Origin of the sequence: Pseudoalteromonas arctica A 37-1-2, from assembly GCF_000238395.3 — a bacterium.
In the GTDB taxonomy this organism is placed as follows: domain Bacteria; phylum Pseudomonadota; class Gammaproteobacteria; order Enterobacterales; family Alteromonadaceae; genus Pseudoalteromonas; species Pseudoalteromonas arctica.
Window position 1 is genome coordinate 1,073,876 of sequence record NZ_CP011025.1, and the last position, 22,797, is coordinate 1,096,672.

Annotated in this window: 25 protein-coding genes; 23 read left to right on the forward strand and 2 right to left on the reverse strand. The window is 39.8% G+C overall.

Features of this window, described 5'->3' with window-relative positions; all coding sequences use genetic code 11:
* Positions 1–6 precede the first annotated feature (6 nt).
* From flhF to PARC_RS04825, 13 genes are read left to right on the forward strand one after another with little or no spacing between them, the layout of a single operon-like run.
* Positions 7–1,488 (forward strand): flagellar biosynthesis GTPase FlhF, encoded by a 1,482-nt coding sequence (flhF, locus tag PARC_RS04765; RefSeq protein ID WP_010553900.1) that lies wholly within the window; start codon positions 7–9, stop codon positions 1,486–1,488.
* Positions 1,481–2,341 carry a MinD/ParA family ATP-binding protein gene (locus PARC_RS04770; protein WP_010553899.1) on the forward strand — a complete coding sequence of 287 codons (861 nt, stop codon included), beginning with the start codon at positions 1,481–1,483 and terminating at the stop codon, positions 2,339–2,341. Before flhF ends, PARC_RS04770 begins: the two co-directional genes overlap by 8 nt.
* A 26-nt stretch (positions 2,342–2,367) precedes the next feature.
* On the forward strand, positions 2,368–3,078 hold the full coding sequence (locus tag PARC_RS04775; RefSeq protein WP_033012732.1) for an RNA polymerase sigma factor FliA: 711 nt from the start codon (positions 2,368–2,370) through the stop codon (positions 3,076–3,078).
* Positions 3,079–3,118: 40 nt separating this feature from the next.
* Positions 3,119–3,502: a chemotaxis response regulator CheY gene (cheY, locus tag PARC_RS04780; RefSeq protein WP_008132609.1), complete on the forward strand. Its 384-nt coding sequence runs from the start codon at positions 3,119–3,121 to the stop codon at positions 3,500–3,502.
* Positions 3,503–3,519: 17 nt separating this feature from the next.
* Positions 3,520–4,293 carry a protein phosphatase CheZ gene (locus PARC_RS04785; RefSeq protein ID WP_010553897.1) on the forward strand — a complete coding sequence of 258 codons (774 nt, stop codon included), beginning with the start codon at positions 3,520–3,522 and terminating at the stop codon, positions 4,291–4,293.
* 15 nt (positions 4,294–4,308) lie between these two features.
* A complete protein-coding gene (locus PARC_RS04790) occupies positions 4,309–6,516 on the forward strand; it encodes a chemotaxis protein CheA (RefSeq protein WP_010553896.1) in 2,208 nt (735 codons plus the stop codon).
* Positions 6,517–6,574: 58 nt separating this feature from the next.
* Positions 6,575–7,741: a protein-glutamate methylesterase/protein-glutamine glutaminase gene (locus PARC_RS04795; protein WP_010553895.1), complete on the forward strand. Its 1,167-nt coding sequence runs from the start codon at positions 6,575–6,577 to the stop codon at positions 7,739–7,741.
* Positions 7,734–8,498 carry a flagellar motor protein gene (locus tag PARC_RS04800; protein ID WP_007585825.1) on the forward strand — a complete coding sequence of 255 codons (765 nt, stop codon included), beginning with the start codon at positions 7,734–7,736 and terminating at the stop codon, positions 8,496–8,498. The genes PARC_RS04795 and PARC_RS04800 overlap by 8 nt, the downstream gene beginning before the upstream one ends.
* A gap of 1 nt (position 8,499) precedes the next feature.
* A complete protein-coding gene (locus PARC_RS04805) occupies positions 8,500–9,459 on the forward strand; it encodes a flagellar motor protein MotB (RefSeq protein WP_010553894.1) in 960 nt (319 codons plus the stop codon).
* A gap of 12 nt (positions 9,460–9,471) precedes the next feature.
* On the forward strand, positions 9,472–10,242 hold the full coding sequence (locus PARC_RS04810; protein ID WP_007585827.1) for a ParA family protein: 771 nt from the start codon (positions 9,472–9,474) through the stop codon (positions 10,240–10,242).
* 3 nt (positions 10,243–10,245) lie between these two features.
* Positions 10,246–11,040, forward strand: coding sequence for a chemotaxis protein CheW (locus PARC_RS04815; RefSeq protein ID WP_010553893.1), 795 nt, complete (start codon positions 10,246–10,248; stop codon positions 11,038–11,040).
* Positions 11,041–11,064: 24 nt separating this feature from the next.
* Entirely contained in the window at positions 11,065–11,562 is a 498-nt protein-coding gene (locus PARC_RS04820; protein ID WP_002959294.1) for a chemotaxis protein CheW, read from the forward strand.
* Between the two features lie 17 nt (positions 11,563–11,579).
* Positions 11,580–11,981: a DUF2802 domain-containing protein gene (locus PARC_RS04825; RefSeq protein ID WP_007585829.1), complete on the forward strand. Its 402-nt coding sequence runs from the start codon at positions 11,580–11,582 to the stop codon at positions 11,979–11,981.
* A 31-nt stretch (positions 11,982–12,012) separates the two neighbouring features.
* Here the strand turns inward: PARC_RS04825 and PARC_RS04830 are convergent, their stop codons facing one another.
* Positions 12,013–12,321: an EscU/YscU/HrcU family type III secretion system export apparatus switch protein gene (locus PARC_RS04830; protein WP_007585831.1), complete on the reverse strand. Its 309-nt coding sequence runs from the start codon at positions 12,319–12,321 to the stop codon at positions 12,013–12,015.
* 2 nt (positions 12,322–12,323) lie between these two features.
* Positions 12,324–14,777 carry a flagellar hook-length control protein FliK gene (fliK, locus tag PARC_RS04835; RefSeq protein ID WP_010553892.1) on the reverse strand — a complete coding sequence of 818 codons (2,454 nt, stop codon included), beginning with the start codon at positions 14,775–14,777 and terminating at the stop codon, positions 12,324–12,326.
* A 113-nt stretch (positions 14,778–14,890) separates the two neighbouring features.
* Between fliK and ccmA the strand changes: the two genes are divergently transcribed.
* The 10 genes from ccmA to PARC_RS04885 are packed head-to-tail and all read left to right on the forward strand — an operon-like array spanning position 14,891 to position 22,608.
* Entirely contained in the window at positions 14,891–15,511 is a 621-nt protein-coding gene (ccmA, locus tag PARC_RS04840) for a cytochrome c biogenesis heme-transporting ATPase CcmA (RefSeq protein WP_096058052.1), read from the forward strand.
* Positions 15,511–16,197 (forward strand): heme exporter protein CcmB, encoded by a 687-nt coding sequence (gene ccmB, locus PARC_RS04845; RefSeq protein WP_002959286.1) that lies wholly within the window; start codon positions 15,511–15,513, stop codon positions 16,195–16,197. Before ccmA ends, ccmB begins: the two co-directional genes overlap by 1 nt.
* A complete protein-coding gene (locus tag PARC_RS04850) occupies positions 16,197–16,934 on the forward strand; it encodes a heme ABC transporter permease (protein WP_007585844.1) in 738 nt (245 codons plus the stop codon). Before ccmB ends, PARC_RS04850 begins: the two co-directional genes overlap by 1 nt.
* Before the next feature lie 2 nt (positions 16,935–16,936).
* On the forward strand, positions 16,937–17,140 hold the full coding sequence (gene ccmD, locus PARC_RS04855) for a heme exporter protein CcmD (RefSeq protein WP_007585846.1): 204 nt from the start codon (positions 16,937–16,939) through the stop codon (positions 17,138–17,140).
* Positions 17,137–17,616, forward strand: coding sequence for a cytochrome c maturation protein CcmE (gene ccmE / locus PARC_RS04860; RefSeq protein ID WP_007585848.1), 480 nt, complete (start codon positions 17,137–17,139; stop codon positions 17,614–17,616). Before ccmD ends, ccmE begins: the two co-directional genes overlap by 4 nt.
* 2 nt (positions 17,617–17,618) lie before the next feature.
* Positions 17,619–19,589 carry a heme lyase CcmF/NrfE family subunit gene (locus PARC_RS04865; RefSeq protein WP_010553889.1) on the forward strand — a complete coding sequence of 657 codons (1,971 nt, stop codon included), beginning with the start codon at positions 17,619–17,621 and terminating at the stop codon, positions 19,587–19,589.
* A complete protein-coding gene (locus PARC_RS04870) occupies positions 19,586–20,155 on the forward strand; it encodes a redoxin family protein (RefSeq protein ID WP_007585852.1) in 570 nt (189 codons plus the stop codon). The genes PARC_RS04865 and PARC_RS04870 overlap by 4 nt, the downstream gene beginning before the upstream one ends.
* The gene (locus tag PARC_RS04875; protein ID WP_007585854.1) at positions 20,155–20,616 is read left to right on the forward strand and encodes a cytochrome c-type biogenesis protein; all 462 of its coding nucleotides are present in this window, start codon (positions 20,155–20,157) and stop codon (positions 20,614–20,616) included. The genes PARC_RS04870 and PARC_RS04875 overlap by 1 nt, the downstream gene beginning before the upstream one ends.
* Positions 20,617–21,867 (forward strand): c-type cytochrome biogenesis protein CcmI, encoded by a 1,251-nt coding sequence (gene ccmI, locus PARC_RS04880; RefSeq protein WP_010553888.1) that lies wholly within the window; start codon positions 20,617–20,619, stop codon positions 21,865–21,867.
* 9 nt (positions 21,868–21,876) lie between these two features.
* Positions 21,877–22,608, forward strand: a complete 732-nt coding sequence (locus PARC_RS04885) for an MlaA family lipoprotein (protein ID WP_007585858.1) — start codon at positions 21,877–21,879, stop codon at positions 22,606–22,608.
* The last annotated feature ends 189 nt before the right edge of the window (positions 22,609–22,797 follow it).

Sequence of the window (22,797 nt, forward strand, 5' to 3'; positions counted from 1 at the left end):
TGAATCATGAAAATTAAACGTTTTTTTGCTAAAGATATGCGCACAGCACTTAAAGAAGTTAAAGATGAATTAGGTGTTGATGCGGTTATTATGTCAAATAAGAAGCTGGCTAACGGTGTAGAAATTGTAGCGGCAGTTGATTATGACAAAGCAGCCCCTAAAGTAGCAGCGCAACCACAACGTAATGCTGAGCCTCGTGCTCAAGCGCCACAGCAAAGCATGCATAACTTTGTAAGACCAGAGCCACAGCGTGCTAAGCCTGAGCCACAAGCAAAGGTTGCTGACAGCTTACAAGCATTACTAGAGCGACAATCACCGCGTCCTCGCTCCCCTGAACTTGCTTCTATGTTTTCACAATCGGGTATTGATACTACCGATAACTATCAAGAGCCGGCTGCGCAGCCGCGTACTAAAAATATGTTTATTCCTGAAAGTGCAGCGCCAGTTCGCCCACAAACTCAAGCCGATAGTTTAGGTTTTGATGATTTAGACCGCGATTTTGATGATTTAGATAGCCCGGTAACTGCTCGCCCACAAAATAAAAATAATGAAAGCGAAGAAATGACAACAATGCGTGAAGAAATGAACGCGATTCGTCAGTTACTTGAACATCAAGTATCAGGTTTAATGCAACAAGATATGGCGCGTCGCGATCCAACGCGTGCGTGCATGGTTGACCGTTTAGTCGGTATGGGTATTGATAAAGAAGTCGCGCAACAAATGGCATGTTTCGTACCTGACGACGTGTCTCGTCAGCAAGGCTGGAAAGCATTGCTAACAATGGTTGAAGATCAAATGCAAACAACCAATAACGAAATCCTTCGCCAAGGTGGTGTATATGCGTTAGTGGGTCCAACAGGTGTGGGCAAAACCACGACAGTTGCTAAGCTTGCAGCTCTAGGTGCACAAAAGTATGGCGCCGATAAAGTTGCCTTAATAACCACTGATACGTACAGAATTGGTGCTTATGAGCAGCTTGCAACTTACGGCCGTATTATTGGTTGTGGTGTAAAACAAGTTAAAGATGCTAATGAGTTAGCTGAAGTTTTATATCATTTACGAAATAAACGTCTAGTGTTAATTGATACGGCAGGTATGAGCCAGCGAGATTTACGCTTAACTGAGCAGTTAAATACGTTAATGCGCAACCAGCGTGTGGATATTCGCAGCTACTTAGTACTCAGTGCCACAGCGCAAATTAATGTACTACAAGAAACTGTACGCCACTTTAAAAAAGTACAGTTAAGTGGTTGTATTTTTACCAAGTTGGATGAATCATTAAGTTTGGGTGAGATTATTAGTATTGCGATTCAAAATCGCCTTCCAATAGGGTATCTTACTAATGGACAACGAGTACCAGAAGATATTCGTGTTGCAAATGCTGAAAAACTAGTGAAAAAGGCTGAGCAATTATATTTAAAAAGAACAAAAGCACAACATTCAAGGCATCAAGCAGTGGCGCCAAGTACAGTAGGGATGTATGATTAACACAGTATTAGATCAAGCAAGCGGCCTGCGCAAAATGAGTCAAAACAATAACAACGGCGTTAAAGTTATCGCTGTAACCGGTGGTAAAGGTGGGGTGGGGAAAACAAATGTTTCTCTAAATACTGCTATAGCACTAGGGCAGCAAGGTAATAGAGTACTAGTACTGGATGCTGACTTAGGTTTGGCAAATTGTGATGTGATGCTTGGTTTACGTGTAGAGCGTAATTTGTCACATGTTTTGTCTGGTGAATGTGAGCTTGACGAAATTTTAGTTGAAGGTCCTGCTGGTATTAAAATTGTACCCGCTACATCGGGTTCGCAAAGTATGGTTGAGTTATCACCATCGGAGCATGCTGGACTAATTCGTGCGTTTAGCGAATTGAATACCGAATTCGATATTTTAATTGTAGATACAGCCGCTGGTATTTCAGACATGGTGCTAAGCTTCTCACGAGCAGCACAAGATGTAATGGTTGTAGTGTGCGATGAACCAACATCAATAACCGATGCTTACGCACTTATTAAAGTATTAAGCCGCGAGCATGGTGTTTATAAGTTCAAAATTGTTGCAAATATGGTCCGCAGTATGCGTGAAGGTACTGAATTGTTTGCAAAACTATCTAAAGTTACCGATCGCTTTTTAGATGTGTCAATGGAGCTAGTAGCAACGGTTCCCTATGATGAAAATATGCGCAAAGCAACGCGTCGTCAAAAAGTAATAGTAGAGCTCTTTCCTAATTCGCCAGCCGCTCTCGCGTTTAAAGCGCTGGCAACCAAAGCAGTTAAATGGCCAATACCAAACCAACCATCTGGGCATTTAGAGTTTTTCATTGAGAAACTAGTAAACGGTTAATTATGACAATATTGGTGAATAGAGCTATGGGATATCAATCAACACAAAATTTAAATGTGATTGTTGAGAAACATGCATCACTTGTCAAAAAAGTGGCATGTCATCTAATTGCTCGATTACCACCTAGCGTTCAGCTTGATGATTTAATTCAATCAGGAATGATAGGTTTAATAGAAGCTTCAAAAAACTTCGATGCAACTAAGGGCGCAAGCTTTGAAACATTTGCAGGTATTCGTATTCGCGGTGCCATGCTTGATGAAATGCGCCGTGGTGATTGGGCTCCTCGTTCAGTACATCGCAAAAGCCGGCAAGTTGCAGAAGCAATTACAGGACTCGAAAGTAGTCTTAATCGCGAACCAACAGATACAGAAGTTGCTGAAAAACTTGAAATTTCACTCAATGAGTACCATCATATTTTAAATGATGTGAATGCGAGTAAAATACTAGGTATTGAAGACCTTGGTGTTGATGAGGATGTTATAACTCCCGTAGGCCAAGATTTAGCGCAAGATAAACCTTTTAATAATGTTAAAAATGATCGGTTTAATGAGTCTTTGCTAAGTGCAATTAAGTCATTACCAGAGCGTGATGCAATGGTACTTTCTTTATACTATAACGATGAAATGAATTTAAAAGAAATAGGACATATACTCGATGTAAGTGAATCGCGTGTAAGTCAGATACATGGTCAGGCGATGATTAAGCTTAAAGCTAAAATCAATGACTGGATAAATTAGTAGTAAGCAAACAAAGGTTAATACCTCACTGGGGGATGTTTTGGATAAAAACATGAAAATTCTTGTAGTCGATGATTTTTCAACGATGAGACGCATTATAAAAAACCTGTTACGTGATTTAGGTTTCACTAACGTTCAAGAAGCTGATGACGGGTCAACAGCTTTGCCTATGTTGCAAAATCAAGTGTTTGATTTTGTAGTTACTGATTGGAATATGCCGGGAATGCAAGGTATTGACCTTTTAAGAGCAATTCGTGCAGATGATAAGTTAAAACATATCCCTGTATTAATGGTAACGGCAGAAGCTAAAAAAGAACAAATAATAGCTGCAGCGCAAGCTGGCGTTAATGGTTATATTGTTAAGCCTTTTACGGCTGGAACATTAAAAACTAAGTTAGAAAAAGTATTTGAACGCTTAGGCTAATGATGGGGGAGAGGCTTATGCCAGCACCAGCTGCGCCTCAAATAACGTTAGAACAAGCTCGACAGCTCGTTATTTTTTTAGAAAATGATGAGCAAGATAAAGCAAATCAGTTAATTTTAGAGACTGCCTCGCAAGAGCAGTCTGAATTATTTGCTGAAGTTGGAAAGTTGACCCGTCAATTGCACGAAGCACTTAAAAGCTTTGATCTTGATACTCGTTTAACAGATTTAACAACAGATGCTATTCCAGATGCTAAAAAGCGGCTTAATTATGTTATAGAAATGACAGAAAATGCGGCTAATAAAACAATGGATGCTGTTGAGGCTAGTTTACCTATAGCCCAGCAATTAGCAGATGAAATATCTCATATCAAACCGACATGGGATCGTTTAATGAGTCGCGAAATTGAGTTAGGTGAGTTTAAACAACTTTGCCACAGCATCGATAAGTTTATGAATAACTCTCATCATAAAACCGATGAGCTTCAAAGCTTAATGACAAATGTACTAATGGCTCAAGACTATCAAGACTTAACAGGTCAAGTTATTCGCCGTGTTATAGAACTTGTTAGAGAAGTAGAAGAAAGCTTACTTCATCTTTTAACAGCATTTGCTGAACAAGATGACAGTGACAACACAGCGAATAAAGTAGAACAACAAAAAATAAAAGAACCAGTTGCCACACAAACTTTAGCAGGTCCTGAAGGCCCTATTATTGATAAAGAATCGCGTAATGATGTTGTATCTGATCAAGATGAAGTCGATGATCTTTTATCAAGTTTGGGCTTCTAAGAGGAGAGTAACTGCATGTTTGAAGTCGATGAAGATATTTTACAAGACTTTCTTGTAGAGGCAGGAGAAATCCTAGAGCTTTTATCTGAACAGTTAGTTGAACTGGAAAATAATCCAGAAGATACCGAGTTACTAAATGCCATATTTAGAGGCTTTCACACTGTAAAAGGTGGTGCAGGCTTTTTAGCTATGACAGAACTTGTTGATGCTTGTCATGGCGCTGAAAACGTATTTGATTTACTACGTCAAGGTGTGCGAACGGTCAATTCAGAGTTAATGGATGTTATTTTACAAGCGCTCGACACCATTAATGAAATGTTCGCGACTATCCAAAATAGGGATAAGCCAGAACCTGCAGATCCTGAATTACTTCATACTCTTCATATTTTAGGTCTACCACCAACAGAAGATGAGCTTAACGGTGTATCTTCGAACAATGAAGTTGAACAACCTCAAAGCGAAGTAGTTGATACGCCAATAGTTGATGACGAAGATCCGTTTGCGTTTGATGAACTATTTAGCGGAACGCCTTCGGTTAGCGATGCTGAAATTGATGAAATAACTGAAGACGAATTTGAAAACTTACTGGATGAACTACACGGTAAAGGACAAGGTCCTGCAATTGAAAAGCCGGTAATAAGTAGCAATGACTTTAATGGTGACATTACTGATGATGAATTTGATAGCTTATTAGATGAGTTACATGGAGTTGGCAGTTTTGGTGAGGTTGCGAGTAAAGCACCTGAACAAAGTAATGCAGTTAAAGCGTCTGTAGAACCAGCTAAGGCGGCGTCAAATATTGCTAATTCATCAGATGATGAAATTAGTGATGACGAGTTTGAAGCACTTCTTGATGAACTTCATGGCAAAGGTACTGCACCTAAATTAATAGAAAGCACTCCTGCTGTGAAACAGCCCAATATTCCAGCTAAACCAGCTGCAAAAGCGAGTGTGCCTGTAAAAAAACCAGAACCTGCAAAAGTACCCGTTTCTAAACCGGTAGAAAAACCGGTTGCTAAAGCAGCACCCGCAGCTTCTAAAAAATCAGCGCAGCCAGCAGCTGAAACTACCGTTCGCGTAGATACAAAACGACTAGACCAAATTATGAATATGGTTGGTGAGTTAGTACTTGTGCGAAATCGTTTGGTTAGTTTAGCGACTAACTCAGACAGTGAAGCGATGGGGAAAGCAATCTCTAACTTAGATGTAGTAACTGCTGATATTCAAGGCGCGGTTATGCAAACGCGAATGCAACCAATTAAAAAGGTATTTGGTCGTTTCCCTCGCGTAGTACGCGATTTAGCACGCAGCTTAAACAAAGATATTGACTTACAACTTGTAGGTGAAGAAACCGACTTAGATAAAAATTTAGTGGAAGCACTTGCCGATCCGCTTGTGCATTTAGTTCGAAACTCAGTTGACCACGGTATTGAAATGCCAGCTGTTCGTGAGGCTGCAGGTAAGCCTAGAACAGGTAATGTTACTTTATCAGCGTCTCAGGAAGGCGACCATATTTTGTTGACCATTAAAGATGATGGCGCTGGTATGGATGCTGAGAAACTGAAAAAAATAGCAATTAGTAAAGGCGTGCTCGATCACGATCAAGCGAGTCGACTTTCTGACACTGAAGCATACAACCTAATTTTTGCACCTGGCTTTTCTACAAAAGAAGAGATATCTGATATTTCAGGTCGTGGTGTTGGAATGGATGTGGTGAAAACTAAAATCACCCAATTAAACGGCTCTGTAAGTATTCAATCTGAGTTAGGCGTAGGTACTATTTTAGAGATAAAAGTACCACTTACCTTAGCCATATTACCGACCTTAATGGTAATTGTTGGCGCACAAACATTTGCGTTACCACTTGCTGGTGTTAGTGAAATATTCAACTTAGATTTAACGAAAACAAATGTGGTTGATGGGCAATTAACAATTATTGTGCGTAAAAAGGCAATACCGTTATTCTACCTTGAGCACTGGTTAGTTAAAGGCTCGGATCGTTCACAGCGTAAAGCAAAAGGCCATGTAGTTATTGTGCAAATTGGTACGCAGCAAATTGGTTTTGTTGTTGACTCATTAATTGGCCAAGAAGAAGTTGTAATTAAACCACTTGATGCGTTACTACAAGGTACCCCAGGTATGGCAGGCGCAACAATTACTTCAGATGGTGGTATTGCACTGATTTTAGACGTTCCAAACATGTTAAAACATTACGCAGGCTAATAATAAAGTAGGTATATATTTAATATATACCTACGCATAAATTTAATAAGAGAGCTAAATGGCCGTTAAAGTTTTAGTTGTTGATGATTCAAGCTTTTTTCGCCGCAGAGTAAGCGAAATTCTTGAACAAGATAGCGACATACAAGTTATAGGCTTTGCTGTGAATGGCAGAGAAGCTGTTGAAAAAGCAGCTCAGCTACGTCCTGATATGATCACTATGGATGTCGAAATGCCTGTGCTTGATGGTATTAGCGCAGTTAAAGAGATAATGGCGAGTAATCCAACGCCTATCTTAATGTTTTCATCACTAACACGTGATGGCGCAACAGCAACGTTTGATGCGCTAGATGCTGGAGCAATGGATTTTTTACCGAAAAAATTTGAAGATATCGCTCGTAATAATGAAGACGCTATAAAGCTTTTGCAAAATAAAGTGAAAGATATAGGACGAAGACGTTTACCGCGAACGTTTAAATCTGCAACACCACCTAAGCCGGTAATATCAACTAAACCGATAACAAGCTCACTTTCGCAAAGAACAAACACACTAACGCCTTCGATAAAACAACCCGATAGAAGCTTTCAAAGAGTAGCCCCTACGACACCGTCAGGTTCTAATGCTGCCTCAATGCGAGCAAGTGGAAAGCAATACCAGCTTGTGGCTATTGGCACTTCTACAGGTGGCCCTGTTGCACTACAAACTATATTAACTCAATTGCCTGCTAATTTTCCTCATCCTATTTTACTTATTCAGCACATGCCAGCTGCATTTACACCCGCGTTTGCAGCGCGCTTAAACGGTTTGTGCCAAATAAAAGTGAAAGAAGCACAACAAGGTGACCGCTTACAACCAGGAACGGCTTATTTAGCGCCTGGCGGACAGCAGATGATGGTAGAAGGGCGTGGTGCAAATAGAACACTGCGCGTATTTGAAGATCATAGCGAGAGAATAAGTTATAAACCGAGTGTAGATGTAACTTTTGCCAGTGCAGCAAAAACGTATCAAGGCGATGTGCTTGCTATCGTTTTAACAGGCATGGGCGCTGATGGACGTGACGGTGCAAGAATGTTAAAACAAACGGGTGCAACTATTTGGGCACAAGATGAGAAAAGCTGTGTTGTTTATGGAATGCCTCAAGCCATTGCTAATGCGGGGCTTTCGAGTGAAAGCTTAGCATTAAGCGATGTTGCAGCACGTATAAAGAGAGAGGTAGGTTGTGGATAAACTCTCAATATTTGGACTATTTGTAGCACTGGGTGCAATAGGTCTAGGTTACTCTTTAGAAGGCGGCGTTGTTTCTGCTTTATTTAATGGTCCTGCCCTTATTATTGTATTAGGCGGCACGCTTGGCGCTGTTATGTTACAAACATCAGCAAGTACCTTTAAAAAAATGCTAAATATGAGCTCTTGGGTTTTTGTTGCGCCACAATATGATATTGAAGATGCAATAGAGCAAGTTAAGCGATGGTCTCATAAGGCACGTCAAGAAGGTTACTTAGCGCTTGAAAACGAAGCGCTAGCTCACCCAGATGCATATGCAGCAAAAGGTTTAAGCTTGCTTGTAGATGGCTGCTCAGAGCAAAAACTACGTGACACGCTTGAAATTGATTTACTGCTAGAACGCGATCGCTTGCTTGAAGCCGCACGTGTTTATGAAGCGATGGGGGGCTACAGTCCTACCATTGGTATTTTAGGTGCTGTGCTTGGTTTAATACAGGCAATGTCGTTTATTACCGATCCACAAATGCTTGGTGCAGGCGTTGCAACGGCATTTATTGCGACCATTTATGGTGTTGGTTTAGCTAATTTATTGTTTTTACCTATGGCAAATAAGTTAAAACAGCGTGTAGAGCAAAAAATGCTTTACCATGAAATGCTTGCCGAAGGTGTGATTGCAATAAGCGTTGGCGAAAGCCCCGTAAATATAGAATTAAAGCTTGAAGCCTACCGTGTAGAGCGTCCTAATTTAGTGGACGAATAACATGCTACGCCGACGACTTCGTCACTCTGCTCCAAAAAGTCAACATACAGAGCGTTGGCTTGTATCGTATGCCGATTACATGACCATTATGTTTGCTTTTTTTGTGGTGCTGTATGCGATAGCGATCAACAAAGAAGAACAATTTCAAATATTGTCAGACTCCCTTGAACACGTTTTTGATAAATCTGCCCGCCAGCACTCCCAGCAAGGTGAGGGCGTCAATGGTAATGGAATATTGACTGATAGAGTGACACCTGAACAAGAAGTTCTTTATGGTGAAAGTATTTTAAAAGAAGAACAAGGTCCAGAGTTACTCGACGGTCAAAGTGATACAAGTAACATACAACAAAAATATTTAGGTAAACCACTCGATAGCTTACTTACTAAACTGCAGTCAGCGCTTATTGATGAAATTCGTGATGGAGAAGCCAGCTTAGAGCTTAATCAAGATTGGCTGATTATAGAGCTAAGCTCAGGTATGTTATTTTCAAGTGGTAGCTCAGTTGCACACTCTAGGGCAAAACAAGTCGTCAAAATTGTTAAAGATATTATTGCTCCAGTAGATAACTATATTAGGGTGCGTGGCTATACTGATGATGAAAGTATTCGCAATGAAATATTTCGCTCAAATTGGGAACTCTCGGTTGCTAGAGCAACATCTATTTTAGTAGAGCTGGAAGCATTAGGTATTAATTCTGCCAGAATGGCGATAGAAGGTTATGGTCAATATTCACCTTTTGTAAGTAACGATACAGAACAAGGGCGAGCAGAAAATCGTAAAGTTGTTATTGCACTTTCTAAGTATGGTTTACCACCAATACAAGACGTTAAAGGTGATGAACAAGCCGTTAAGCCAGTAGCGGAAGAGCCTGAAATTGAGCTCCCTTCAGATGACGATACAATAAAAATAATTCGTTTGCCTCATGGTGGTATTCGCATAACAACGCGCAATGAACAGTAATTAGGATGTAATGTGAAGATTTGGACTGTCGCAAATCAAAAAGGTGGTGTTGGTAAAACAACAACTGCAGTGAGCCTTGCTGGTATTTTAGCTTTGCAGGGTAAGCGTGTGTTGCTTATTGATACAGACCCTCATGCATCACTCACTTATTACTTTGGCATTGACTCAGAAGATTTGGAAGTCAGCGTATATGATATTTTTGCGCGTGGCACGAGCATGCAAAGTGAAGAGATACTTCAAGCTTTATGCCCATCAACACTTGAAAACCTAGATATTTTACCCGCAACAATGGCGATAGCCACGCTTGATAGAAGCATGGGAAATAAAACAGGTATGGGATTAATACTAAAAAAAGCGCTTGCAAAAATCAGTGAACATTACGATTATGCCATTTTAGATTGCCCCCCAGTTTTAGGGGTGTTAATGGTTAATGCGCTTGCAGCAAGTGAGCGAATTTTAGTGCCAGTGCAAACGGAATTTTTAGCACTGAAAGGGCTTGATAGAATGATGCGCACTATGGAATTAATGCAAACCTCTCAAGCGAAAGATTATCAATATACTATAATCCCTACTATGTATGATAAACGTACTAAAGCATCGTTAGAAGCATATAAAACACTGCAAAGTACGTATGGTGATAAAGTCTGGCCAGGTGTGATACCGGTAGATACTAAATTTAGAGATGCAAGCTTTGCGCAAAAAGTGCCTGTAGAGTATTGTCCTCGTTCGCGTGGTGTATACGCATATAAAGCACTGCTAGAATATTTAATTGAACAAGGTTAATGAATGAGTAAGCAATTGTTTGCTAATGAAAAAGTAATGAAACAATACCTAGGGGCTTTGTTATGTGAAGACGAGCCTGTAGATAACCTTGAGCCAGTCGCAAAATTACTTGAGCAAATGCCACACGACTCGCAGCAAGAACATATTCATTTAAAACCAAAAGAACAGATAAAAGCGGCAGAAAAAATATTTGATCAAGACTTACTTAATTCTGAAATTAAGCCAATAGTTGAACCGATTTTTGAAGCCGCAAAAGTTAATAAAGCCATTGACGATGAAGTAATAGAGCCGATAAGTACGATTACAGAAGAACCAGAACCTCAGATTATAACCACTAGCCAATCTGACTATTTTGATGGTGAATTTCAGGCATTATTTTTTGAAGTTGCTGGTTTAACATTGGCTGTGCCATTAAAAGCATTAGGCGGTATACATCAATTAGGTGAAGTAAATCATTTATTTGGTAAGCCAAAGTGGTTTAAAGGCGTTATGCTCAACAGAGAAGAAAAGCTTAATGTTGTTGATACTGCTCGTTGGGTAATGCCAGAAAAGTATGATGATAAATTAGAGGCGTCTTTAGATTATCAGTATTTAATTACCTTAGGTGATAGCCAGTGGGGCTTATTAGCTGAAAAGTTGATAAATAACATTACATTGAGTAAAGAAGATGTAAAATGGCGTACAAATAAAAGTAAGCGCCCATGGCTTGCTGGTGTTATAAAAGAAAAAATGTGTGCTTTAATAGATGTAGATAATTTAAATATATTATTAGAGAAAGGCTTAGATAGCCGTCAGTAGTAATGACCATTACGGGGTAATAGCATGAATCAAGATAAATTACTGTCAGCAAATAAAAACGCAGATAATAATGATGAAATTTTACAGTGGGTTACGTTTAAGCTAGAGGAAGAAACCTACGGCGTAAATGTAATGCAAGTACAAGAAATACTTCGTTATACAGAGATAGCCCCTGTACCAGGTGCACCTTCTTACGTTATTGGTATTATTAACTTACGCGGTAACGTTGTAACTGTTATTGATACTCGTGCACGTTTTGGTTTGTTAGCTGCTGATGCAACCGATAATTCTCGTATATTAATTATTGAAGCTGAAGAGCAAGTTATCGGCATTTTAGCCGACAGCGTATCTGAAGTCGTTTATTTACGCAGCTCTGAGATCGATAGTGCACCAAATGTTGGTACTGAAGAAAGTGCTAAGTTTATTCAAGGCGTTTGTAATCGTGATAATGAGCTACTGATTTTAGTCGATTTAAACAAGTTACTCAGCGATGATGAATGGGATGAGTTAAGCGATATATAAGCTTTACCAAATAAATTATGCTGTTACTTAGTATAGCTATATCAGCGTTAGCGGTAGGTCTTATATCGCTTGCGCTAATAATTGCATTAAAAAACAAACAAGTGAATGAAATTAATGCTGTATTACAGCAGCTTAAAGATAGCTCAGAGCAAACTCATATTTTGCGAAGTGAAATTTCAGAGCTTAGAACAGGGCTTTTAAGTATTGGTAAGCGAGTGCTTGAGGTTGAGCAACAAAATCAAGATTTGATACAGCAACAAGCTGCGCAGAAATACGATGACCCTGATGCTAAAATTTACTCTCGTGCAGTAAAAATGGTTGAGTTAGGTGCGGACCTCGATGAGGTGATACGCGAATGCGAATTACCGCGAGCAGAAGCCGAATTACTATTTTCACTACATAAACAAAAAGGCGCTTAGCGCCTTTTTAGCTATAAGCGTATAAATAATCTCACGCTTTAATATTTAACTTACCTTGAAAGTCTTGCCAGCCTGGCGGAAATTGACCTCTTAATACATACGAAAACGCAATAAGCTCTGCAATTACATAATAAAGCTCTTTAGGGATTTCTTCCCCTAAGCTTAAATGCGACAACGTTTTAGCAAGCGCTGCATCTTCGTGGATCATAATCCCTTTTAATTTTGCTGCTGCAATTATTTCGTCAGCTAACTCACCAAACCCTTTTACGCTTACTGTGGGGGTGTTGCCAGCTTCGTATAAAAGCCCAATGGCTGACTTATTAATGGGTGCATCGCTCATTACTAAACCTTAATATTAATAATTGCATGAGATTTATAAAATGCCTGATTATTTGTATCGCCTCGCTTTAAGTTGAGTTCTCCAACTTGTAAACCATGCTTAGCTAGTTTGGATCTTAAATTATCTAAGTGAGGGTGAGCAATTGCGCTTACTTCTTGGCTTGAGGCTAATAGCTGGCAATCGAGTGCTTTATCCATTAACTCAGCGGTAATCTGTAACTGCCCAATCTGTGCATAATCAAAGTTTAACCTGACAAACCATACATTTTTATCTTCTAATTTATCTGCGCTTGGCTTTTTATATTGTCCCAATGTTATTTCTGTTTGGGCGGCCTCAGGCGGCAATTTCATTGGTAATAAAAATTGCGCAAGCGGGTTTGTGTCTGGTTGTTGATTTGGTGTTGAAACACTTACTTGGGTAAGTGTGTTTTTAACTTGTACGATTTCGCTAGCCAATGCTTGAACTTGAGCTTGCTGCAGTTGCTCAAGTATTTTTGCTCCCGCGTTTCCTGTTTTAAAAGTAGGTATGAGTACTTGTAAAAGTGCATCTAAGCCAGTTTGGTTATTAAAGCTTATCGGTGTTACTGATTGGCTAATTATAGGGGCTGCTAAAATACTCACTGCAACTTGTTCAAGTCCTTTAGTGAAGCTACTTTGTAGAATATCACCCGTTAATTGAGATGGCTGTAAGGTGGCTAATACTTCACGCTGTATGGTCGCAGGGTTAATATTATTACTAGAGACCATGCGATTAAATGCTTGGTTAATTAAGCGAGTTAAATCGGGCGTGTCTTTTGTTGCTCTATTTGTAATATCAGTAATTTGACTACTTAAAAGCTGTTTGTTACCAGCTACTCTATCCGTAGGGATTGTGGTATCAGGAAGCTTTAATAGTGTGCTTAATAGCTTTGCTTCTATTGGTTGTAGCATTTGACTACGAGAGGCAATATTAGATAACGGCTCTGCTAATGGGAGCATATTTTTAATCGAGGCTGGGTTTACACTGTTTTGATTGTTGCCGTTTATTACTGGTTGCACTGAAGACGTTGTTTGCCCTTTAGTAGCAACTTCACTTGTAGGCTTAATTAACGTATCAACTTTACTGTTAGTACTAATACTCCGAGCACTCAATTGACTCGCGTTTAAATTACTTGGCTTAGCGCTCGCCACTTCATTTTGAGTAATGTTACTTGTTATTGGCGTGTAGGTTGTTGCTGTGTTTGAAGGTGATTGCCAAACACTAACACTTCCTTTTATTTGCTGAGTTAATTGTACAAGTGGCGGGAGTCTTGAAAAGTGCTCTGGTAAAGTATTGCTAGTATTGCTATTTAACGCAGTACTTATATTTTGAGTAATGTTAACTCTATTTAACGGTGATACTGTTAATTGCGTAACTAAGCCCGGCCTTTGTATCGCAGATGATCCAGACGGCGGCATTAACTCAGATTTATTTGCTGCTGCAAAGGGCTTACTTTCAAAATATTTAACTGCATCATTAATTCGCGTTTTTAAATCACTAAAGCTATTTTGTAGCCACGACTTTATTGGGCTATCAGGTGTAAGCAGTGGGCTTGCTTTAATAGTGGGCGCAGAAAAATGTATTTCAGAGACACTGCTTTTTTGAGCTAAAAGTAACTCGTTAAACGGTTTAGAAAATGAGTTATTAAGCGTCACTTTTATATTATTAGTATCGGTTTTAATAAGTAATTTATCAGCCTGATTTATTAAATTTACCTTAATGGGCGTGCTAGGTAGCTCACTAACTTGTTGATTAGTAATAGGCGTTGTAAACGAACCTGACTTTTGAGGATGAGTCAAAATAGCTAGTTTAGGTGTTGCTTGAAGTTGCGCACTAGGTAATAAGGCCACGAGTAATTTAGTAAGTTTAGTTTGGCTAAGTGGTTGCGTATGAATTGTATCTGCAAAGCGATTAATAACATTAAGCTGTGCGCCTTTGTTAGTAGTGCTAACAACTACTTTTAAAGGCTGCTCGGTTAAAAGTAACTGCGCTACGTCTTTATTTATGGCAATACTGGCGTTAAGTTTATCAATTACTAATTTTGGGGTAGGGGACATAACCACTTGTAAATCCATTGGTTTGCTTTGTACTTCAGTGCCCGTGCTTACATAATTTAATAAACGCTGTAATTGTACTGGTTGATTTAAAGTAAGGGTTGTAGTGTTTGGCGTGATGTTGAGCTGTTTGCCATCGGGATTAAGTTGTATGTTAGCACTGGCTATTTTTTGTAAATTTTGAGGTGCGCTTGTAGTGCCAAGTCTTAATGTCTGCCAATGTTTATCAATAAATACATCAAGCGTAATCGAGTCTTTCGAAAATTGAATGTTTTTAGCCGCAAGCACCTCATTAGGTAATTGCGATAACTCATTGGTTTGAGGGTTTGTCGATTGATTGATAACCAATGAATTAGATAATGTTATTTGCGTTGGCGTATTCATTATTTTAAATCAAGTTTTCTCTATTTTAAGTGAATCGATTTTAAAGCAATATTCGTATTACCCTATCATTATGGTAGACTAACGCCTAATTTTTGGCAGAGAGAATCGTCATCTTGTTACACATTAAGTCCGTCACCTGCATCAAGCAAGATCGTTGTTTGTTTGCGGATCTTAATTTTAGCCTTAATAGCGGTCAAATCATGCAATTAGCGGGTCCTAATGGGGCTGGTAAAACATCGCTATTGCGTATTATCGCAGGCTTTTCTGTGCCTGATGAAGGAGCTGTTTTATTTCAAGAACAGCCTATATCTAAGTATTACGAAGAGTATGCCAGAGAACTACTCTTTATAGGCCACAAAACAGGTGTAAATACTCAGCTTAGTGCAGTTGAAAATGTTCGTCATTGGTTACAAATTAATGGCTACATAAACCAGCCTGACTTGTATCCCATTTTAGCGCAACTTGGCCTTGTTGGACTTGAAGATGTACCGGTTAGAATGTTATCTGCTGGACAACAAAGACGTGTAGCTTTGGTTAGGCTTTGGTTAAGTGATGCTAAATTATGGGTACTTGATGAGCCATTTACCGCGCTTGATAAAAGCGGTGTTGCCTTTTTACAGCAGCGATTTACCGAGCACTTACTAAACGGTGGAGCTATTTTGTTAACGACCCACCAAGATTTAACGACCCATTTTAGTAACTTGCAAACGGTTACACTGGAGTATCGTCACTAATGACTCGTCAACATTCTTATTGGTTGCTATTTAGTGCGGTATTTACCAAAGATGTAAAACTTGCGTTTCGCCAGCGCGCTGAAATTGTAAATCCTATTTTGTTCTTCTTAATTGTAATTTCATTATTTCCGTTAGCAATCGGGCCTGAGCCTGGTTTACTAGCGAGAATGGCACCGGGAATTATTTGGGTTGCCGCACTACTCTCTACCATGCTGGGCTTGGATAAACTGTTTAGAGATGATTTTAACGATGGCTCGTTGGAGCAGTTAATTGCATCGTCTTACCCGTTATCGTTAACCGTACTTGCTAAAGTAGCCGCTCACTGGGTGGTAACAGGTTTACCGCTTGTATTAATGACGCCGCTGTTTGCATTGTTGTTAAACCTAGAAAGTACGGCGTTAACAGCAACCGTTTTAACATTATTATTAGGCACACCACTATTGAGCTTTATTGGCGCAATAGGCGCAGGGCTTACTGTGGGATTACAAAAAGGGGGTATTTTGATGAGTTTACTCGTATTGCCTTTGTATATTCCTGTTTTGATTTTTGCAACGTCGGCTATCGATACCAGCACCATGTCGCTGGATTATAGTGGGCAGCTTGCCATCCTTGGTGCAATGTTACTTATTGCTATTATTAGCGCACCAATTGCCATATCGTCAGCTTTAAAAGTGAGTGTAAGTTAATGTGGAAGTGGTTACATCCCTATGCTAAAGCAGAGCGTGCATACCAGTTATGCAATACGTTACTGCCTTATTTTGCCGTAGTTACTGTAGTTAGTATGATTGTTGGATGGGTATGGGGGCTTGGTTTTGCACCTGCCGATTACCAACAAAAAGACAGCTACCGTATCATTTTTATTCATGTTCCTTCTGCCATTTTGTCTATGGGGGCTTACTCATCAATGGCTATTGCAGCTGTTGTTGCGCTTGTATGGCAACTACGAAATGCCGAACTTGCCGTTATTGCTATAGCGCCTGTTGGTGCTTGTATTACTGCTATAGCGCTTATTACTGGCGCTGCATGGGGTAAACCTATGTGGGGTGCTTGGTGGGTATGGGATGCGCGTTTAACGTCTGAACTTATTTTATTATTTTTATATCTTGGCGTGCTTTCGCTTTACCATGCATTTGAAGATAAGAAGTCAGCAGGGCGTGCGGCTTCTATTTTAGCTATTGTGGGCGTAATCAATTTACCTATTATTCATTACTCAGTTGAGTGGTGGAATACGCTACACCAAGGCGCAAGCATTACAAAACTAGACACTAAAGCAATAGACCCAAGTATGTTTTGGCCACTTATGGTTAATATTTTAGCCTTTGCTGCTTTTGTAGGAACAGTGACTTTAATTCGTCTTAAAAATGAAATTTTACAACGCGAAAAGCACCGACCGTGGGTGCGTTTGTTGTTAAATAAGGGGTAATTATGCAGTTTGACTCTTTTTCTGATTTTATTGCAATGGGAGGCTATGGGTTTTATATCTGGCTTTCTTTTGGTACATGCGCTCTTATTTTACTTGGTATTTTAGTGAACTCTTTAAGAGATACTAAACGTATTATGGCTTCAGTTGAGCAACAAATAATACGTGAAGCGCGAATTAAAAAAGCTAAACAGGAACAAGCCTCATGAATCCAAGACGTAAAAAGCGCCTATTGGTAATTATTGCCGTACTGTTTGGTATTGGTGGATCAATTGGTTTAGTGCTTTATGCACTTCAAGAAAATATTAATCTTTTTTATACGCCAAGCGAACTTATTGATGGCAAAGGGCCTAATAAAGAAAAACCATTCATTGGCCAAAAGCTACGTATTGGTGGCATGGTTGTACCAGGCACGGTTGAGCGTAATGAACAGAGCTTACAAGTAAGCTTTAAGCTAATTGATACAGGTCCATTAGTGACCGTGCGTTATCAAGGCATATTGCCAGACTTGTTTCGTGAGGGGCAAGGCATTGTAGCGCAGGGCGTATTAATCGAACCTAATGTTATTGAAGCATTTGAAGTGCTTGCAAAGCATGACGAAGAATATATGCCAGCAGAAGTTGCAGAGGCAGTTAAAGGTATTAAGCACGAAAAACCAAAATACAACTTAGATAGTGGTAATTAGCTATGATCCCAGAAATTGGTTATTTTTCTTTAACGCTTGCCATGGTGCTAAGCGTTTTACTGTGTATTTTTCCTCTTTGGGGCGCGCATACCGGTAATCTTCGATTAATGCGTGCAGCTCCCTCTTTAGCAATTGGGCAATTCGCTTTTGTTTTAATCTCTTTTGCAGCACTTATTTACGCCAGTGTAACGGATGATTTTACCGTATCGTATGTGGCATATCATTCAAGTAGTACGCTACCTTGGTATTACAAAATCACCTCTACATGGGGCGGCCATGAAGGCGCTATTTTACTGTGGTTAGTAATGCAAGCAGGTTGGACTGCAGTTGTCGCTGCGCGTTCTAAATCATTGCCTTGGGTGCTACGTGCTCGCGTATTGGGCGTACTTGGTTTTTTAGGTGTGGGTTTTATGATGTACACCTTACTACTTTCAAGCCCGTTTGAGCGCCTACTCCCTTATTTCCCTGTTGAAGGGCGTGATTTAAATCCGTTGCTTCAAGATCCGGGCATGATTATTCACCCGCCATTACTGTACATGGGTTATGTAGGGCTATCAGTTGCCTTCTCTTTTGCTATTGCTGCGTTGTTAACCGGTAAGCTTGATAACACATGGGCTAAGTGGTCACGTCCGTGGACAATGACTGCATGGGGCTTTTTAACTCTAGGAATCACAATTGGTAGCTGGTGGGCATATTCAGAGCTTGGCTGGGGCGGCTGGTGGTTTTGGGATCCAGTCGAAAACGCATCATTAATGCCATGGCTTGTTGCGACCGCATTACTGCACTCGTTAAGCGTAACTGAAAAACGTGGTGTATTTAAATCGTGGACCGTACTACTTGCTATCGCAGCATTTTCATTAAGCTTGTTAGGCACCTTTATTGTACGTTCGGGTATTATTGTATCGGTGCATGCTTTTGCAACAGACCCTGATAGAGGCTTATTTATACTCGCCTTTTTAGGCATCGTTGTAGGTGGTGGCTTAGCGTTATATGCACTGCGTGTATCGCAAGTACATAGTGAAGGCCGATACAAGTTTGTATCACGCGAAGTGGCGTTATGGCTCAATAATATATTTTTAGTAGTTGCTACATTAATCGTATTGCTGGGTACGTTATTACCTATGGTTCATAAAGAAATGGGCTTGGGCAGTATTTCTATTGGCGAACCATTTTTTAATAAGATGTTTGCAATAATTTTAGTACCATTTGCTATTTTGATGGGTATAGGACCATTTTTACGCTGGAAGCAAAATAAATGGGCTTTCTTACAAAACAAAATATTAATGGGCGTATTAGCTAGTGTAGTGATTACCTGTGCTTGGTTGTTTTCAAGTTACGATTTAGTAAAACCACTTACGCTACTAGCCACTACGCTTGCGGTTTGGATTGCAATATCAACTGGGATCGACATTTACACTAAATCTGCTGTGCATGGCACCTTAAAAGAAGGTTTAAAACGCTTAGGTGTAAGTTACTGGGCTATGGTGCTTGGGCATATTGGTATTTCGTTTGTTATTGCAGGTGTAACGCTTACATCTGCGTATTCAGTTGAGCGTGACGTATCGATGAAGCAAGGCGATACAGTTCAGCTTAACGAGTATGAATACCGTTTTGATGGTGTTAAAACTATTCGCGGGCCGAACTACAGTGGTCATGCTGGTGTTGTATCGGTGCTTAAAAACAATGAGCTAGTAACACGCTTACACGCCGAAAAACGTAAGTATGATATTGGTATGCAGTTTATGACCGAGGCGGCCATAGATGCAGGCTTTACACGTGATTTATACTTAGCGTTAGGTGAGCAGTTGAGCCAAGGTGCATGGTCACTTCGCATTTATCATAAACCGTTTGTTCGTTGGATGTGGATTGGTGGTGTGCTTATTTCCCTAGCTGGGTTTATGATTTTATTTGATAAACGCTACCGCACATCAACTAAAACAGCGCGTAGAGCTGCATCGGAGAATGTTTTATGAACCGTAAAATTTTAGCTATTGCGCCGCTTTTAGTATTTGCTTTTGTATGTGTATTTTTATACCAAGGCCTTTTTGCTAATCCTCGTGAAATTCAAACGGGTCGGTTAGGTCAAGAAATGCCAGCATTTAATCTACCTGATTTAATGCAAGACAATAAGCCATGGACCAACGAGTCTTTAAAAGGCGAAGTTTACTTACTAAATGTATGGGGTACTTGGTGCCCAACATGTTTAGTTGAACTTGGTTATTTAACTAAGTTACGTGAGCAAGGCGTTAAAATTATTGGGCTTTATTACGTACAAGGTTACGATGCTGACTTTGATGGCCCGTTTGATATGCAATCACTTCGAACAGAAGTGAGCGATATGCTGCAACGTGCGGGTGACCCATATCAATTTAATATCTTGGATTTACATCGTACTTTGTCGTTGGATTTAGGTGTTTCGGGTGCGCCTGAAACATTTTTAGTCGATAAAAACGGCACTATTTTGCTGCATCACACGGGCGATATAAACCCGCGAGTATGGCGAGCTAAATTTGCGCCAATTATGCAGGAGCTTAAATAATGAAATGGTTACTACTTACGCTTAGCCTTTTTGTAAGCATCAGTGCGTTTGCAGAGCAAGATCGCTATCAATTTGATAACAACAAACAAGCGATATTGTTTGAAGAGCTAACTAAAGAGCTGCGCTGTCCTAAGTGTCAAAATCAAAACATTGCGGACTCTGACGCTGTTGTTGCTAAAGACTTGCGCGATAAAGTACTCGTATTGGTTAAAGAAGGTAAGAGCAAAGACGAAGTGATTGATTACATGATTGACCGCTTTGGCTATTTTGTTCATTACGACCCACCAGTTACACCAGCGACTTTAGTGCTTTGGGTATTACCTGTATTAATTGTCATAGTCGGCTTTGGTTTTATTGTTATTCGCCAGCGAAAAGCATCAGTAAAACAAACGTGGAGCAGTGACGACGAAATGCTGTTAGCTAAGCTAATTGAACAAAATAAACGTCAGGAGCAAAGTTAAATGATTTTAATGTGGGCGTGTTTTGCTTTACTCACACTGGTTGCTCTTGGGTTTGTGATGTTGCCTTTTTTAAAAAAAGAGCGCGTTCAAACAATTACTCATAACGCCAATGCTGAGCTAATTAGCATTTATGAGCAGCGTTTAGTTGATTTACAAACCGATTTAGATAATCAGCGTATTGATACCGTAAATCATGCAGAATCAATTATTGAATTAAAACGCCGTTTATTGAATGAGTTATCACCAGAAAAATCACTAAACAGCAAAGGTAATAATCGTATTTTTGCTTTAACTGGTGGCGCATTTGTTCTTGCTCTAACAGGTGTTTTTTATGGTTTAACGGGTAGTCAGCAGCAAATTTCGGCTTGGCATGATGCAATGGATAATTTAGCTGATTACGGCGAGCGTGCTGTAATGCAAAAAGGTGAGCCGCTTAGCCAAAATGAGCTGCAGGCTTTTGCATTGGCACTTCGTACAAAGCTTAGCCGCTCAGGTGATGATGAAGTCGCTTGGATGCTACTTGGACGAGTTGCTATGTCGCTTAATGAATTTGACATGGCGCAGCAGTCATTTGATAAAGCACTACGTATGAATCCTGATAATATGCAGGTACTTATTAGTTATAGCCAAGTTTTATTACTAGAAGGTAGCGAAGCTAATATGACTCGTGCGGCAGGTATGCTCTCAAAAGTACTAAAAGTTGAGCCTACCAATTTAGATGCAATTTCGTTATTAGCACTCATTGCTTATGAACGTAAAGATTGGCCTCAAGCCAAAGCTGCATTTGAAGTTTTACTTGCGAGTATGGAAAAAAATGATTCTCGTTATAGCATGATCTCTGAGCGTATCGCTGATATAGAGAAGCAAATGCAAACGGAAGGCTCTGTTATGCCAGTTACTACAACGGGTGCTATTGCAGTTACAGTCGACATTGCAAAAGAGCTTATAGATAAACAGCCAAAAGACGGTATCTTGTTTATATTTGCAAAAGCAGCAAGTGGTTCGCCAATGCCATTAGCTGCTGTTAAACTCGCTAAATATTCATTTCCAATTACAGTTGAGTTGAGTGATAGTAGTGCAATGGTTGCAGGGCTTAACTTATCTAGTGCAGAAAATATTATTATTTCGGCGCGTATTTCTATAGATGACTCGGTTATGCCAAGTTCTGGTGAGCTAGAAGGTCATTCAGAGTCGTTAAAGCGTGAAAGTGTAAGTGACTACCAACTTCAAATTGATACATTAATACCTTAAGGACGTTAGATGTTAAAACACAGTTTTACTTTTTTATGTTTATTGATACTAGCCGGGTGTGCTCAAGTACCACAAAGCAAAGTAGATGACAGAGATCCGCTGCAAAGTATTAATCGTCCGTTATACGACTTTAATATGGATGTACTGGATGCTTATTTATTGCGCCCAGTTGCTGTAGGTTATGTTGAAGTAACGCCTGTACCGGTAAGAAACGGTATTGTTAATTTTACAGGTAATATTACAGCACCTGTCGATATGATTAATGCCGGTTTGCAAGGTAAGCCGGGTAATGCAAGTGTGAGCTTAGCGCGTTTTTTAGTTAACTCTACGGTTGGTATTTTTGGTATTTTTGATGTTGCTAGCTCATTAGGTCTTGAAATAGTCGATGAAGACTTTGGACAAACGTTAGGTGTATGGGGCGTGGGTGATGGCGCTTATTTAATGCTACCTGGCATGGGTCCTACCACAGCACGTAACCTGACCGGTGATGTAGTCGACAACTTTGTATTACCTGAAGTTGCGCTAACGACTCCACAAACTATTCTAGTGTTTGTTTTAAAAGCAGTTGAGGCGCGTGCATCATTAATCCCACAAGAAGGGTTATTAAATGATTCACTTGATCCGTACTTATTTGTAAAAGATATTTACTTTCAGCGTCAAATTTATGAGCTGTATGATGGCAACCCACCTATAAAAGAAGAGCCAGCTGATTTTGATGAAGACTTTTTAGAAAGTTTATAATTGAAAAGCCACTCACAAAAACGCCAGCTAAATGCTGGCGTTTTTTATTTGCTGTTTATATATTTAACCTGAACTCTGGATAATAAACCTATCTCAAGCAGTTATTTTCAGCGCTAACTACGTTGAATTCACTTGCAATAAGCCAACTATTGACGCGTAAGTTCGCCTTGTTTTCACTGAAAATCTCTG

Coding starts and splice junctions, on each gene's coding strand:
- flhF (WP_010553900.1), top strand. CDS start 7: ATGAAAATTAAACGTTTTTTTGCTAAAGATATGCGCACAGCACTTAAA.
- PARC_RS04770 (WP_010553899.1), top strand. CDS start 1,481: ATGATTAACACAGTATTAGATCAAGCAAGCGGCCTGCGCAAAATGAGT.
- PARC_RS04775 (WP_033012732.1), top strand. CDS start 2,368: ATGGGATATCAATCAACACAAAATTTAAATGTGATTGTTGAGAAACAT.
- PARC_RS04785 (WP_010553897.1), top strand. CDS start 3,520: ATGCCAGCACCAGCTGCGCCTCAAATAACGTTAGAACAAGCTCGACAG.
- PARC_RS04790 (WP_010553896.1), top strand. CDS start 4,309: ATGTTTGAAGTCGATGAAGATATTTTACAAGACTTTCTTGTAGAGGCA.
- PARC_RS04795 (WP_010553895.1), top strand. CDS start 6,575: ATGGCCGTTAAAGTTTTAGTTGTTGATGATTCAAGCTTTTTTCGCCGC.
- PARC_RS04805 (WP_010553894.1), top strand. CDS start 8,500: ATGCTACGCCGACGACTTCGTCACTCTGCTCCAAAAAGTCAACATACA.
- PARC_RS04815 (WP_010553893.1), top strand. CDS start 10,246: ATGAGTAAGCAATTGTTTGCTAATGAAAAAGTAATGAAACAATACCTA.
- PARC_RS04820 (WP_002959294.1), top strand. CDS start 11,065: ATGAATCAAGATAAATTACTGTCAGCAAATAAAAACGCAGATAATAAT.
- PARC_RS04825 (WP_007585829.1), top strand. CDS start 11,580: ATGCTGTTACTTAGTATAGCTATATCAGCGTTAGCGGTAGGTCTTATA.
- PARC_RS04830 (WP_007585831.1), bottom strand. CDS start 12,321: ATGAGCGATGCACCCATTAATAAGTCAGCCATTGGGCTTTTATACGAA.
- fliK (WP_010553892.1), bottom strand. CDS start 14,777: ATGAATACGCCAACGCAAATAACATTATCTAATTCATTGGTTATCAAT.
- ccmB (WP_002959286.1), top strand. CDS start 15,511: ATGACTCGTCAACATTCTTATTGGTTGCTATTTAGTGCGGTATTTACC.
- PARC_RS04850 (WP_007585844.1), top strand. CDS start 16,197: ATGTGGAAGTGGTTACATCCCTATGCTAAAGCAGAGCGTGCATACCAG.
- ccmD (WP_007585846.1), top strand. CDS start 16,937: ATGCAGTTTGACTCTTTTTCTGATTTTATTGCAATGGGAGGCTATGGG.
- ccmE (WP_007585848.1), top strand. CDS start 17,137: ATGAATCCAAGACGTAAAAAGCGCCTATTGGTAATTATTGCCGTACTG.
- PARC_RS04865 (WP_010553889.1), top strand. CDS start 17,619: ATGATCCCAGAAATTGGTTATTTTTCTTTAACGCTTGCCATGGTGCTA.
- PARC_RS04870 (WP_007585852.1), top strand. CDS start 19,586: ATGAACCGTAAAATTTTAGCTATTGCGCCGCTTTTAGTATTTGCTTTT.
- PARC_RS04875 (WP_007585854.1), top strand. CDS start 20,155: ATGAAATGGTTACTACTTACGCTTAGCCTTTTTGTAAGCATCAGTGCG.
- ccmI (WP_010553888.1), top strand. CDS start 20,617: ATGATTTTAATGTGGGCGTGTTTTGCTTTACTCACACTGGTTGCTCTT.
- PARC_RS04885 (WP_007585858.1), top strand. CDS start 21,877: ATGTTAAAACACAGTTTTACTTTTTTATGTTTATTGATACTAGCCGGG.